The organism is uncultured Maricaulis sp., from assembly GCF_905480005.1.
Lineage (GTDB): Bacteria > Pseudomonadota > Alphaproteobacteria > Caulobacterales > Maricaulaceae > Maricaulis.
This window is the reverse complement of the sequence record NZ_CAJQOO010000001.1, coordinates 1-13,987: the sequence shown is the minus strand read 5'-3', so window position 1 is coordinate 13,987 and position 13,987 is coordinate 1. Positions and strand designations below refer to the sequence as shown.

At 63.3% G+C, this 13,987-nt stretch carries 12 protein-coding genes; 2 read left to right on the top strand and 10 right to left on the bottom strand.

Annotation, left to right across the window (positions count from 1 at the left end; translation table 11 throughout):
- Positions 1-64: 64 nt before the first annotated feature.
- Positions 65-3,253, top strand: a complete 3,189-nt coding sequence (locus QZ266_RS00060; protein WP_295690421.1) for an amidohydrolase family protein — start codon at positions 65-67, stop codon at positions 3,251-3,253.
- Between the two features lie 214 nt (positions 3,254-3,467).
- Here QZ266_RS00060 and QZ266_RS00055 read toward each other — a convergent pair whose 3' ends face one another.
- The 4 genes from QZ266_RS00055 to QZ266_RS00040 all read right to left on the bottom strand — a co-directional run bounded on the left by QZ266_RS00055 (position 3,468) and on the right by QZ266_RS00040 (position 8,389).
- Positions 3,468-5,696 (bottom strand): TonB-dependent receptor, encoded by a 2,229-nt coding sequence (locus QZ266_RS00055; protein ID WP_295690420.1) that lies wholly within the window; start codon positions 5,694-5,696, stop codon positions 3,468-3,470.
- 163 nt (positions 5,697-5,859) lie between these two features.
- Entirely contained in the window at positions 5,860-6,495 is a 636-nt protein-coding gene (locus tag QZ266_RS00050) for a glutathione S-transferase (protein ID WP_295690419.1), read from the bottom strand.
- On the bottom strand, positions 6,492-7,427 hold the full coding sequence (locus tag QZ266_RS00045; protein ID WP_295690418.1) for a rhodanese-related sulfurtransferase: 936 nt from the start codon (positions 7,425-7,427) through the stop codon (positions 6,492-6,494). Before QZ266_RS00045 ends, QZ266_RS00050 begins: the two co-directional genes overlap by 4 nt.
- Positions 7,428-7,525: 98 nt before the next feature.
- Positions 7,526-8,389 carry a hypothetical protein gene (locus tag QZ266_RS00040; RefSeq protein WP_295690417.1) on the bottom strand — a complete coding sequence of 288 codons (864 nt, stop codon included), beginning with the start codon at positions 8,387-8,389 and terminating at the stop codon, positions 7,526-7,528.
- Between the two features lie 93 nt (positions 8,390-8,482).
- Between QZ266_RS00040 and QZ266_RS00035 the strand changes: the two genes are divergently transcribed.
- Positions 8,483-9,142 (top strand): Fe2+-dependent dioxygenase, encoded by a 660-nt coding sequence (locus QZ266_RS00035; protein WP_295690416.1) that lies wholly within the window; start codon positions 8,483-8,485, stop codon positions 9,140-9,142.
- A gap of 14 nt (positions 9,143-9,156) precedes the next feature.
- On the opposite strand, the gene QZ266_RS00030 is transcribed toward QZ266_RS00035, so the two are convergent.
- The 6 genes from QZ266_RS00030 to QZ266_RS00005 all read right to left on the bottom strand — a co-directional run bounded on the left by QZ266_RS00030 (position 9,157) and on the right by QZ266_RS00005 (position 13,907).
- On the bottom strand, positions 9,157-9,459 hold the full coding sequence (locus QZ266_RS00030; protein ID WP_295690414.1) for a GNAT family N-acetyltransferase: 303 nt from the start codon (positions 9,457-9,459) through the stop codon (positions 9,157-9,159).
- Complete coding sequence (locus QZ266_RS00025; RefSeq protein WP_295690412.1) at positions 9,459-9,626, bottom strand: hypothetical protein; 168 nt, start codon at positions 9,624-9,626, stop codon at positions 9,459-9,461. The genes QZ266_RS00030 and QZ266_RS00025 overlap by 1 nt, the downstream gene beginning before the upstream one ends.
- Positions 9,627-9,742: 116 nt before the next feature.
- On the bottom strand, positions 9,743-10,552 hold the full coding sequence (locus QZ266_RS00020; RefSeq protein ID WP_295690411.1) for a crotonase/enoyl-CoA hydratase family protein: 810 nt from the start codon (positions 10,550-10,552) through the stop codon (positions 9,743-9,745).
- A 24-nt stretch (positions 10,553-10,576) separates the two neighbouring features.
- Complete coding sequence (locus QZ266_RS00015) at positions 10,577-11,464, bottom strand: alpha/beta hydrolase (protein WP_295690409.1); 888 nt, start codon at positions 11,462-11,464, stop codon at positions 10,577-10,579.
- 115 nt (positions 11,465-11,579) lie between these two features.
- Positions 11,580-12,632 (bottom strand): SMP-30/gluconolactonase/LRE family protein, encoded by a 1,053-nt coding sequence (locus QZ266_RS00010; RefSeq protein WP_295690407.1) that lies wholly within the window; start codon positions 12,630-12,632, stop codon positions 11,580-11,582.
- Between the two features lie 210 nt (positions 12,633-12,842).
- Complete coding sequence (locus QZ266_RS00005) at positions 12,843-13,907, bottom strand: NAD-dependent epimerase/dehydratase family protein (protein ID WP_295690406.1); 1,065 nt, start codon at positions 13,905-13,907, stop codon at positions 12,843-12,845.
- Positions 13,908-13,987: the final 80 nt, after the last annotated feature.

Here is a 13,987-nt window from a genome sequence, read left to right as displayed (position 1 = left end):
CGTTTGTGGTCAGCCGGTTCGCGCCCTAGTCTCTGCCCCAAGATTCCAATTCTTGGGGGAAGAGATGACCAAATTCGTTTCAATTCTGGCTGCCAGCACAATGCTTTCCGCGGCACCGGCCTTTGCCATGCAGGACGAGGCCAGCGAGGGCTGGGATGTCGCCAATCCGCCGCTCGAGACGCGCGCGATCGACATCAATGTCACGGAGGGCACCTGGATGTCGCTGGACGTCAGTCCGGACGGCCAGACCATCGCCTTCGACCTGCTCGGCGATATCTACACCATCCCGGTGGCGGGCGGTGCGGCGACCAATATTTCCTCGGGCCTGCCCTGGGAAATCCAGCCGCGCTTCTCGCCCGATGGCAGCCAGATTTCCTTCACCTCGGATCGCGCCGGCGGTGACAATATCTGGATCATGAATGTTGACGGCTCGGATGCCCGGCAGCTGACCGAGGAGAGCTTCCGCCTTCTCAATAATGGCGCCTGGCACCCCTCGGGCCGCTATATCGCCGCCCGAAAGCATTTCACCACCACACGCTCTGCCGGTACCGGCGAAATCTGGCTCTATCACGTCCTCGGCGGCGGTGGTGTGCAGCTGGTCGAGCGCCCCGATGAGAGTTTCCAGAAGGAGCTGGGCGAGCCGATCTTCTCGCCGGATGGCCGCTATCTCTACTACACGCAGAATGTGACCTCCGGGAACACCTTCATCTACGCTCAGGATTCCAATACCGACCTGTTCAATATCCGTCGCTATGACATGGAGACCGGAGAGACCGATACGGCGGTTTCCGGGGCAGGCGGCGCGGTCCGTCCGGCACCGTCGCCGGATGGCCGCTACATGGCGTTTGTGCGTCGGGACCGAATCCAGTCTGGCCTTTGGATCAAGGATTTGCAGACCGGTGAGGAGCGTCGCCTCGTCGAAACGGTCGATCAGGACATGCAGGAAACCTGGGGCGTGACCGGCATGTATCCCAACATGGACTGGATGCCGGATGGTAACTCCATCGTGTACTGGGCCGAGGGTGGCATCCAGCGCGTCGATATCGAGACCGGCGACGTCACCAACATCCCCTTCAGCGTCACCGATACACGCGATGTGATTGATCCGCCGCGCCCCGCGGTCGACGTCGCACCGGACACTTTCCAGACCCGCATGCCGCGCTTCGCCACGGCGTCGCCCGATGGCAGCCAGGTCGTTTACGAGACGCTGGGCCATCTTTGGGTGCGCGATGCGGATGGTGGCGAGCCGCGCCGCCTGACCCGGGATGACGGCACGCGCCGGGAAATGATGCCGACCTGGTCGGCCGATGGCCGCACCATTGCCTTCGTGACCTGGGATGATGAAGAACTGGGCTCGGTCCGGACCATTTCCGCCCGGGGCGGCCGCGAACGCGTGCTCAATGACCAGCCCGGCCATTACCGCAATCCGCGCTTTTCGCCCGATGGTGAGACCGTGGTCTTCGAAAAAGGCTCCGGCGGATTCCTGACCGCGCCGGAATGGTCCGAGAATGAAGGCGTCTATCGTGTCGCCGCCGATGGCGGTGACATGGTGCGCATCACCGATAGCGGTTCGGCGCCTCATTTCGGTGGTTCGAATGACCGTATTTTCGTTACCCGCAGTGGCGGCGGTGCCCGCCTGGTCTCCATGGATATGGACGGTACCAATGAGCGGACCCATGTGACCGGTGACCTGGTCACCGGCTACCAGGTCTCGCCGGATGGCACGCACGTCGCCTTCCGCCAGAATTATGATGTTTTCGTGCAGCCGCTTCTGCCGGGTCCGCAATCGGTTTCCGGCGGCCGTGGCAGCTCGGCGCTTCCGACGGTGGAAGTGTCCGGCAATGGCGGTAGCTATTTCCACTGGAGCGGGAGCGGCGATGCCGTTCACTGGTCCATGGGACCGACATTCTTCACCGCCGAGGTCGCGGACTTCCGCCCTGACCCGACCGGTGAGCGTGAATACACGCCGCCGACCGAGGGCCTCGACCTGTCCATGCGTGCGACGGCGGACCGGCCCAGCGGCATGGTCGCGCTGACCAATGCGCGGATCATCACCATGGCGGGTGAAGATGGCGGCGTCATCGAGAACGGCACCATTGTCATCGATGGCAATCGCATTGCCGCTGTCGGTGCCGATGTGACGGTACCGGAGGGCGCTCAGACGGTCGACATGTCCGGCCGCACAATCACGCCGGGCTTCATCGATGCCCACGCGCATGGTCCGCAGGGCACGGGTGATATCATTCCGGAGCAGAATTGGGCCGTGATCGCGCATCTGGCTCTGGGTGTGACGACCATCCACGATCCCTCCAACCGGGCCAGCCAGATCTTCACGGCAGGCGAGTATCAGCGGGCCGGAAGCCTGCTGGCGCCGCGGATCTATTCCACCGGCGAGATCGTCTATGGCGCGCGGGCGGCTTCCGTCTATGCGCAGATCGACAATTACGAGGACGCGCAGGAGCACGTTTTCCGCCTTGCCTCGCAAGGCGCGCACTCGATCAAGAACTACAACCAGCCGCGCCGTGACCAGCGCCAGCAGGTTGTTGCAGCTGCCCATGAGGCCGGCGTCGAAGTGGTCGCCGAGGGTGGGTCCAACTACCACATGGATATGGCCATGGTGGCCGATGGCAATACGTCGATCGAACACAATCTGCCGCTCTCCGCGATCTATGAGGACGTGCTGCAGATGTATTCCCAGACCGAAGTCGCCTACACGCCGACCATCGTCGTGACCTATGGCGGCCTCGCCGGTGATCCCTACTGGCGCCAGGCCACGGACGTCTGGCTGCATCCGATCCTGTCCCGTCACGCCCCGCCGCGCATCCTTCAGGCTGGTTCGGTACGTCGCACGACGGCACCGGAAGAGGATTTCGTTGATGATGACAATGCCCGTACAGCGCTTCAGCTGCGCAATCGCGGGGTTGATGTCTCGATCGGCGCGCACGGCCAGCAACAGGGCCTCGCCGCGCATTGGGAGATGTGGTCCTTCGCGCGGGGTGGCTTCACGCCGCTCCAGGTGCTGGAAACCGCGACCATGGCACCGGCCCGCCATCTCGGTTTCGACGCTGATCTCGGTTCGCTCGAAGTCGGCAAGCTGGCCGACCTTGTCGTGATGACCGCGAACCCGCTCGACGATATCGGCAATACGGACGAGATCGAATACGTCATGCTCAATGGCCGTCTCTACGACGCCGATACGATGAATGAGACCATCACCGGCGATCGCGAGCGTCAGCCCTATTTCTGGGAATAGCTCAGCGCCGTCCGAGATCGAAAACGGTCGAACCCGAAAAAAGAAAGAGGGCGCTCAACGGGAGCGCCCTCAGTCTCGGGGGGAATTCGGGTGAACAATCTGCCTTGAGCAGCGTCAAGATCACCCTGCCACCACCGACCGCGGATTTCAGCGAATAAAAAAAGCTCCGGGATTACTCCCGGAGCTTTTCTTTTGTTAACACTCGGTCCGAAGCCTAGTTCAGGCTGGCACGGAAGGAGACACCAACAATGCGCGGCTCGTTGACGAAACCGGTATTGTTGTTGAAGTCGATGCCACCGACGAGATTGTCTTCGTCGGTGATATTGCGGGCAAAGACCGCGAGTTCGTAGTCCTGGCCGCCGGACATCTCGCCGGCATAGCCAAGGCGCAGACCGCCTTCGAAATTACCGTCGGAGTAGAACTCTTCGGACTCGTAGAGGAAGAGGTTTGTGCGACCCTGGTAGAACCAGTCGGTGTAAGCGAACCATTCGCCGCCATTGCCGGCCGGGATCGAGTAGCGAGCCGTAAAGGACAGGATGTAGTCCGGTGCTTGCGGGAAGGGGTTGCCGTCAACTTCGACGAAACCGTCAGTATCGGTATCCGGATCCAGCACGGTGCACTGGGCGCAAACGCCGACTTCTAGGTCATTATCCTGCAACTCGGTCTCGTTCCAGGACAGCCCGGCGGTGACAAAGAGATTGTCAGTCACCCACATCTCACTGTCGATTTCGAAACCATAGCCAACGCCGCGATCGGCATTGATCAGCTGGACAAGATTGCCGCCGCCGCCGACAGCCGAGAGCTGCAGGTCATCGACCTGGTAGTAGAAGGCCGTCGCGTTGAAGCGGGCGCGGCCATCGAGCGGCTCCGACTTGTAGCCGATTTCAAACGAGGTCGAGGTCTCGCTGTCGGCGACCGAAGGCTGGTTGAAGAAGGCAACGTCGCGGGCCTGGATTGACGGGCCGCGGAAGCCGCGCGCGAGACGGGCGAAGACAGCCTGGCGATCGTCAAGATCGTAATAGGCCGACAAGTCCCAGCTGAACTGGTCGTCGGATGCGGAGACCGGCGTCACCGGAATCGAAGTCACGACGCCGACCAGCTCCTTGGCGTCATGCGTGAAGCGCAGGCCACCGGAGAGTTGGAGATTGTCGTTCAGCTGATGGCTGACCTGACCGAAGGCCGACCACAGCGTGTTGTCATGGCGCACCGTCGTGGACGGCGGAAAGCCGCCATTCGGTCCAACCGTGGTGATGTCGAATTCGCCGGAGAAATAATAGGCGCCGATCTGCCAGGTCGTCGGCTGGTCATCGCTGGAGGCGATGCGGAATTCCTGCGTGAACTGCTCGAGCGAGTCGATCCCGTCCTGGGTTTCCGACGGGAAGGGGATGAAGCCCGGGCCGGTCACCAGATTACCGCCATCGATATCGCCGAGCGAATAGCCCTCGGCGGCCTCATAGCCGGTGATCGATGTCAGGGTCACGCCGGCATTGGTATAGTAGTTCAGCGCCGCGCTGGTGCCCCAGCTGTCATAGGCTTGCGGATTGTTGAACGCGCTGTCGAAATAGACTTCATCACGAACATAATTGCTGTTCAGCGCATTGCTGCCCGGGGTCAGGATATTGGCGCGGAACACGGCAGACGTGCCGACCAGCGAGCGGGCATGCACATTCAGCAGGGCTTCGAATGACTCGGTCGGGGTATAGAGGAGCTGGGCGCGACCGGCCTGCTCGTCATACCCGCCGAGCGCGTTGTTCTCGCCGGTGAAGCCATTGTCGATCCAGTCATCGCGATGCTGCGAGAGCAGTGACAGGCGCGCGCTCAGCACGTCTTCGACCAGAGCGCCGCCCATGGCGGCTTCCAGGTTCGTGGTGCCGTAGGAGCCGGCCGAGACGCTGACATAGCCGTCGGTTTCCTGGGTCGGTCGGACCGAGTCAAACTTGATTGTACCGGCCGTCGTATTGCGTCCGAACAGCGTGCCCTGCGGGCCGCGGGCGATCTCTACCTGCGCGATATCGAACAGCGGGAAGGATTTCAGGATGACGTTTTCCATCACCACATTGTCCATGATCACCGAGACCGGCTGCGAGGCGGCGAGATCAAAATCGGTATTGCCCAGGCCACGAATATAGAAGCGCGGGGCGACACGGCCATTGGAGCTTTCCGCATAGACGGAGGGGATGCGGGCAGCGAGGCTGAGAATATCGGCACCACCTTCGGTCAGCGGGGCGAGGTCTTCGCCGGACTGGGCCGTGACCGAATTCGCGATGTCCTGGACGTTTTCTTCGCGGCGCGTGGTCGTCACGATGATCGTTTCAACGGTCGAGGTGGACGTCGGCGCGGACTGGGCGACAGCCGTGGCGGGGATGAAGGCGGAGGCCGTGAGCGCAAGGGCGCTGACGCCGGCGAGCTGCACGCGTTTGCGGGCGATGGAAGCAAGGGTCATGAGGAAATCTTTCGAGCCAACCAGTATGAGCTGCGCCAGCGCGGTGTGCTTCGCGGTGAGTGGTGCAGCCAGGATGGACTTTCCGATAACGGATATTGCAGTTCGGTGACAGTGTTATGTTGCGCTGCAGCGCAAATCCGCCCGGCGATGTGGATTCAATGCATCACACGCCATTCGGCCGGTCGGCATCCGGCGTCCACAACGGGTATTTGCGCATGATTTCGGCAAACCGGACGGATTTGAGGTGAGCGTCCAGCCAGGCTTGTACAGACGGCCATTTCTGGTCGGCAAACCAATCCCTGTCGGTATGGGCATATTGTCGGATAAACGGGAATGTCGCGTAGTCGGCAAGGCCGGCTTGCGCCCCGCCCAGGGCCGGCGAGCGGCTGAGCCGATCTTCCAGTTCGGACACGAATTCGGCCGCCGCGGCGCGGTGTTCCTGTGGGTCGGTATCAGCATAGCGTGTCGCATACTTGTAGCGGTCAAGATGCGGCTTGAACCGGGTATCGCAGGCTCCGGCCAGCGTCAGCGCGTCGCGCTCCTCGTGCAGCCAGCCCTCCGGGTCGTGCTGCCGCAAGGCCCACAGCATGATGTCCAGGCTCTCATCGATGACCTGGTCTTCCAGCACCAGAACCGGGATTGTGCCTTTCGGCGAAGCGTCCAGCATTGCGGCGGGCTTGTCGCGCAGCAGGATTTCCCGGTGCTCGACCGCGATCCCGGCAGCATGCAGGGAGAGGCGCGCGCGCATCGCATAGGGACAACGCCGGAATGACCAGAGAATGGGCAGCCGGGGTGTCATCCGTCAGCCTCTCGCGGTGCTCCCGCTTGGCCGAGATGTCGTTCACCGCGGGCTCGCGCCAGGCTTTCCTGGCGATGCCGCTCGGCATAGCGTTCGCGTTGCTCCGGCGTGCGGATCTCGACGCAATGCGGGCAGGCATGGCCCGGCACATAGTCCGGTGAGCGCAAATCCTCCGGACCCAGGGGTTCGCGACAGGCATGGCAAAGTGTGTGCGTGCCGATTTCGAGCCCATGGGTGACAGCGACCCGACGGTCGAAAACAAAGCACTCGCCACGCCAGCGGCTTTCGCTTTCCGGTACGTTCTCGAGATATTTCAGGATGCCGCCCTTGAGATGGAAGACGTCGTCGACTCCTTCCATCCGGGCAAAGGCCGTTGCCTTCTCGCAGCGGATTCCGCCGGTGCAATACATGGCGATGCGGGCATTGGGGCGGGTTTCGCGGAAGCTTCGGAACCAGTCCGGAAACTCGCGAAAGGAGACCGTCTTCGGGTTGATCGCCCCCTCGAATTGTCCGATCCGGACCTCGTAGTCATTTCGCGTGTCGATCGTCACCACATCGGGGGCGGTGATGAGGTCATTCCAGTCCTTAGGCTCGACATAGGTTCCCACGGCGCCGACCGGGTCGATGCCGGTAACACCCATCGTGACAATTTCACGCTTCAGGCGGACTTTCATGCGCAGGAAGGGCTGGGTCTCGGCGCGGCTTTCCTTGTGCTCCAATTCCGAGAAACCGGGCAGGGCACGAAGTCGGGCGAGTACGGCGTGTACGCCGCCATCCGGGCCGGCAATCGTGCCATTGATTCCCTCGCTGGCGAGCAGGAGCGTGCCGAAGACTTGCTCGGTGACACACAGATCACGAATCTCGTCCTGAAGGGCGGCATCCGCCTTCAGTGGGGCAAATTTATACAGAGCTGCAACCAGGAAGGGGGGCATGGCGGTCCCTTGGAAACGAGATGTCCCGCCTATACCAGTCGAGCGCCATGTCTGTCAGCTGGCGCTGCAGCCTGGCGGTCAACGCCAAGGCCGGATGCTCAGCGCAAGCCGTCAGCTTCGGCGCGAACCTGGCTCGCGAGGGAAAGCAGGGCTGCGCTGTCGCCTGCCAGTTCGCGCGGCCGCAGGGCTGTTGGAAAGGCTGTCTGCATGGCGCTCACCGCGCGCCCCAGAAGGAGGGCCGCATCCGCATCGCCTTCGGCGACCTGTTCGAGATGATTGCGGGCATAGCGTTGCGCGGCACGGGCAAATCCATAGCCGTCGAGATAGGCTTCGCGCGCGTCCGGATTGGTGGCCAGGACCTCGTATTGGAGGGCCGCGCGCTCAATCAGATCGGTCAGGACCCGGGCGTGGACACCGGCAGGGGAAATGTGGTTGCGCGGTGCGAAGGCGGAGGCCGCATCGATCGCCGCGATAACGTCGTCAACGCGCCTGGCAATGGCGTCATCGCTTTCACCGGAATAGGGCGCCACCGACGCGTCGGTCATCACATCCCCGAAGAGGGGCGCGCCGCGAGCGTCCAGGGCCGGCTCGAAATCGATATAGATTTCCGAAATCGGGTGGGCGAACATTTCCGCACCGGCTGTGCGATCGCCGGCTTCAAAGGCGTCGATACCGGCCAGGTAGTGGGCGCGCATGACTTCGAGTGCGGTGAGATAGATGACCGGATTGGATTCAGCCTCGACCGGATCGATTCCGAATTCGCCGCCATTTCCTCCGCCTTCGCCTTCCCCTTCGCCTTCCCCGTCGCCGGCCGAGAAGGCAGGTGCGCTCGCGGTCTCGCTTGGCGCATGGGCGTCCGGGCCGACCGGTGTTTCGGCGGGCTCACTACAGCTGGCCAGCCCCCCGAGAAGGGCGGCTGTTCCGACCGATGTCCAGACACGCGTGCGGCGCTTGATCCCCATGAAATGTCCTTTCGCGGATGGATTTCGCTCTCATCAATGCGATAAACGCCTAACGGTATTTCAAGCAAATGACAATTAGTCGCAGGAACCCGCATGCTCATTCATCTGCAAAATGTCTGCTCATCCGAGCAGGTCGAGCATCTTCGCCGTTTGATTAGCGAAGGCACGTTCGGGGATGGTGGCAAGACGGCGGGACGGGTCGCCCGGGGCGTGAAAGCCAATGAGCAGCTCGAGACCGGCGCTCGTGTCGATACCGTCCGCAGCGAGGTCAGAAAGGCGCTGATGGCCCATGCCGGGTTTGTCAGCTTCGCCCGGCCCAAGACGCTCTCGCGCATTCTGGTCTCGCGCTATCGCGAGGGGATGGAATACGGACCTCATATCGATGATGCGCTCATGGGTGGCCGCAGGGCCGATCTCTCCTTCACGCTCTTCCTCAGCGAGCCGGACAGTTATGACGGCGGCGAATTGGTCATGGACGGGACCGAGGGCGAGACCGAGATCAAGCTCGCTCCCGGCGATGCCGTGGTCTACGCCACATCGGCCATTCATCACGTCGCCCCGGTCACGAGCGGAGAGCGGCTGGCGGTTGTCGGATGGGTGTGGTCGCTGGTGCGGCGGGCCGATCAGCGCGAAATCCTGTTTGACCTGGACCAGGTCTCGACACGGCTCTTCGAGCGGGACGGCAAGACGCGTGAGCTCGATCTCATCTTGAAGACCAAGGCCAACCTGTTGCGCCAATGGGCGGAGGATTGAGGGGTGTTGTCCGGTCAGCGTCCGATCGTCTCGATCACGTCTGACCAGTCCGGATGGCGTTCTGCCTGGGCCTTGAGGAAGGGGCATAGAGGCAGGATGGTGAAGCCTTCCGCCCGCGCCGTATCGACAACATGTCGGGCCAGCGCGGCGCCGACACCCAGCCCGCGCAGACTGTCCGGCACACCTGTATGGTCGACGATGATGCGGCTGGATGACAGGCGGGACCAGGTCATTTCGCCGGTCTCTGCCTGACCGTCGACATGGGCGATGAAACGCCCTTTCGAGCCGCTGTCTTCGCGCGTGATCCTGATGGTCATTATCGGGTCTCCCGACGGGCTTCCATGATGGGTGGCGCCGGCGCGGCGAGGTCGGCGGGCGCCGGGGCGCGAACGACCAGGCCGTTGCCGGTCAGACCGTCCTGCCAGACGAGCGCGCCGGTTCCGGCCAGGATGAGAAGTGACAGAGCTATACCGATGAATCGCATGACAGCCTCGCTTTCGATGACTGACATATGGGAAAGCGCGGCGCTTTGATTACCGTCGCCATCGGAAACACTGTGCCGCCCGTGACGCCAGTTGCTGTGGCGCTCGGCCAGCGGGCTCAGTCGAAGACGGGCGGGCGCTTTTCCATTTGTGCCATGACGGCCTCGACCTGGTGCCCGCCGCCCATCAAGGCGGCCTGTTCACGCGATTCCGCCAGCAGGACCGTGGCAGGATCGTCCTCGGCCGCCTGGTTGAGAAGCCGCTTGCTTGCCCGCATGGCGGACGGGCTGCGCGTGGCCATCGCGCGCGCCATGTCCCGCGCGGCGGCGAGCGGATCCGCTTCGACCCGGGTGGCCAGACCGAGTTGAACGGCCTCCTCGCCGCTCACATCGCGTCCGGAATAGGTCAGTTCGCGGATCTGGTCGTCACGCATCAGTCCCGGCAGGACGACGCAGCCGCCCATATCGGGGACCAGGCCCCACCGGATTTCGGCGATGGCGAGTCTGGCATCCGGTGTGACAAGGCGGATATCCGCGCCCAAGGCGATCTGAAGCCCGCCGCCCAGGGCTCCGCCCTGGATGGCCGCGATCACGGGCATGGGGAGTTCGCGCCACTGCAGGCAGGCGTGCTGTGGGCGATTGCTCAGGCCATGGGTTCGTGTTTCCAGCGGCTCCATGGCTTCCGCATCGCCGGCCATGGCTGCGAAACTGGCAAAATCGAGTCCAGCGCAGAACATCCGGCCCTCGCCGGACAGTATGACGGCGCGCACCTGGTCTTGCGCAGCGAGATACTGGCCAGCTTCCAGCAGCCCTTCGAACATGGCCGGGTCGATGGCATTGAGCTTGTCAGGCCGGTCAAGCCGGACATGGGCGACATGGTCGGCCGTCGAGACTGTGACCCGATCGGCGAAGCGTTCTTCCTGTGACATGTCGATCTCCTTCGTGCTGATGGATCAAACCGTGTTTCTCAGTTTTCCACCAATCCAGTCGGCGACCCGTTCGGGAGCCTCCATCGGCGCAAGATGTCCGGTTCCCGTCATCAAATCGATGCCGATGCCCCGACTGGTGAGGGCGCGGGGCCTGACGATGGTCGACCCCTTTTCCGCTTTCAGCACACTGACTGACCCGGCCTGCTGCCGCAGGGCGGTCCCGATATCATGACCCTGGGCTTCGTAGTTGGCGGCTTCCCACAACGGGTTGCAGGACAGGCGAATATCACCCGCGTCTGCTTCTACCAGCCCATCTTCGAGATAATCATCCAGAACCCCGGGGGCCCAGTTCCGGAAAGTGGGGTGGCGGGCGTAGCGCGTCGCGGCGTCTGATCGCGCTTCCCAGCCATCGAAACGCTTGCGGGCTGCCTTGGCGATCGGGACACGGCCGCGCATCAGACCTCTCAAAGGGCCTTGGCACATCAGGTAGAAGACGGGCGGCAATATGACCGGTTCGACCAGGGCCAGCGGAACCGGTCGCGACAGCCGGCTGGCGGACAGTAGCGAAATGATTGCGCCCATCGAGTGCCCGGCAAAGGCGTCCGGGCTTCGGTCCAGCGAGCCCAGCCACTGGCTGATGTCCGCCGCATAGATATCCCAGCTGCGGTGCTGGTCGGGGTCGGCGGTCAGGCGAGTTCGTCCGTGTCCGCGCAGGTCCGGTGCGAGAATGTCGAAGGCGGCCGACACGTGTCCGAGCATCTGCCGATAGGCGCTGGCGCAGAATCCGTTCGCGTGGATGAAGACGAGGCGCGGTTTCTCCGGCGCCGGCCAGGCCAAACCGCTCAGCTCGCCGTCCGGCAGGGCATGCCGGAACCGCACCGGGTTGGCGCCATTGCCCTTTGTCTCGTTCATGCCGCTACTCCGATGCCTGCATTCAATCCAAGCTAGGCGCAGCCGCCATGCGGTTCGACCGGCGAGCGCAGATTTGTCTGCATGACGCGCATGCAACCGTGTCGTCGGGGCGGGGCTAGTCGCCAGCGTTGTCGAACACCGTGATGCCGTCGCGGGCGAGCCCCGCTGTCCACAATTCGTCGTTCCAGACCAGCACAGTGGTAATGCCGTCGGCATCCTCAAGCGGACCGCGCAGGGTTCGAACCGTTTCGCCATCCGGCGTGAGCGCTATGGCCATGGCGGGACGCTCGGGCAGGGGCGGCAGCCCGGTAAGCTGCAACCATCGCCAGACCAGCCGCTTGAGCAGCGGGCGGGCGTGCAGGGCGTCCAGCTCTTCGGATCGCAATGACGGCATGGCGCTCCAGATCAGGCCGGTTTCCGCGTCAAATTCCAGATTGTCGGGATAGCCGGGGAGGCCATCAATCAGGACGGTGAGCGTGGCGCTGTCAGGGTCCAGCGTCCAGATTCGCCCCGCCCAGGTTTCATTGATGAAGACCTGCCCGGTGGCGGGGTTGTGATCAACGCCATTGATGAAGCCGAGCCCGTCCGCGAGCACCGCATATTCCTCCGGTGCCGTGACCGAGAGAATGCGACCGGTCTGTTCGGCCTCGAGGAAGGACATCATGTGGTCGCCATAGGCATGGCGCAGCGACGCATCCGTCAGGATCACACGACCATCGGCGAGGACGGTGAGGTCATCGGCGAAGACCAGCGGTCCGCCATTCGGAGCGGCGGCGAGCCAGACATCCCAGCCGCTCTCGGACTGGGCCAGAAGGCCCATCAGCGCGTCCGCGACGAAGAGGCGCCCGTCCGGACCGAAGCTCAGTCCAAGCGGGCGGCCACCGGTATTTCCGACTTCAGCCCAGTCACCCTCCGGGGAACGGGCCATGATGCGGCCATCGGCCAGGGAGGCGTAGAGGCGACCATCCGGGCCGGGTTCGAGATCTTCAGCGCCGTGGAAGTCCGGGCGCTCCGTACGCACGGGTTCGCGCTCGGTATCAAAACGCGCGGCAAGATCCGGATCCGGCGCCGGCGGCGCAAAATGCATCGCATCCAGGGATCCAGGGCCATAGGCCGCCAATCCGAATAGCGCGGCCAGAACCGCCGCCCCGATAAGAATATTCCGCATGTCTCCAGCCCCCACAGCGACAAATTCGGCCACGAGCTAAGCGGAAATTGTCGTGTTGGGAAAGTCTTGTCGCGCGGGCCGGAGCCTTGCCCCTCACGTCCGGAGGGCCGGCTCCCGCCTCGCGCTCACCGTGTCAGCGCAAATTCGCGCGCAGGCTTCGGCCCCCGGGTTCGCGGTTGCGATGTCCGGGCCCTCGCGGTCACGAACGGGTCAGGCCGGCTTGACGCGACCCGCATCGATCAATTGCTGGAAGTGCTCGGTGAGGGTTTCAGTCAGCGGGCGATAGGTGACACCAAGCGCTGACCGGCTCTTGGAATTGTCGGCCAAAAAGGGGATCCCCACATTGCGGCTGACCATCGTGCGGGTCAGGCCGGGATTGATCATGGGCCCGACCAGCCAGACCATGAATTTGGGCAGGGTGGACTTGCCGAATTTGTAGGTCGACCCGAAATGCCCGCGCAGCAGGGCGCTCATTTCGACAAATCCCGTATCGTGGCCGGACAGGATATGGCGTCCCTCGGCCTGGGGTGTAAATCCGGCTGCAATATGGGCCGCGGCGACCTCGCGGACATCCACCGCACCGATCCGGAAGTCGGGAATGCCGGCGGCCATCGTGCCATTGCCGATTTGCGTCAGGATCGCATAGCTCTCGCCGCTCGCATGCGGATTGATGCCGGGGCCGAGAATGAAAGACGGGTTGATCGTGACCAGGTCCCAGCGCGACTGGCCCTCGACCATCTCCCATGCGGCCTTCTCTGCCAGGGTCTTGGACAGGGAATAGGCCTGGTGGGACAGGCTGGAAGTCGTATTCCAGACCGCCTCGGTGAGCTTGCGGTCGGGCATGCCGGCGATGTCGCTGTTATCGCCGTAGATCGCTGCACAGCTCGACGTCAGGACGACACGCTTCACGGTGTCGGTCGCGTCGACGGCCGCGAGCACATTGCGCGTACCCTTGACCGCCGGATCCACCAGATCGCGCTGCGGGTCCTCCACATGCGCGATGAAGGGCGAGGCGGTGTGGATCACCAGCTCGCAGCCCGCCATCGCCGGTGCAAAGCCGTCGGCGTCGAGCAAATCGGCCTTGAAATAGCGGATGGAACCGGGCGTCTCTGCGGCGATGGCGTCGAGATATTTCAGCTTTTCGCGATTGTCAGGGTCCCGCACCGTCGTGTGAACATCACGCCCTTTTTCCAGCAGGCTCGCGATAATGACGCCGGCCAGATAGCCGGTTCCGCCGGTTACCAGGACGGGTTTGTCGGGATTGATCTCGGTCATGCGGCGCCTCGCTCCTTGTTCAAGCTCAACCTAACCCGATCCGGGCCTGGCGCCAGCGTGTTGATGCTCAGCCCTGCGCG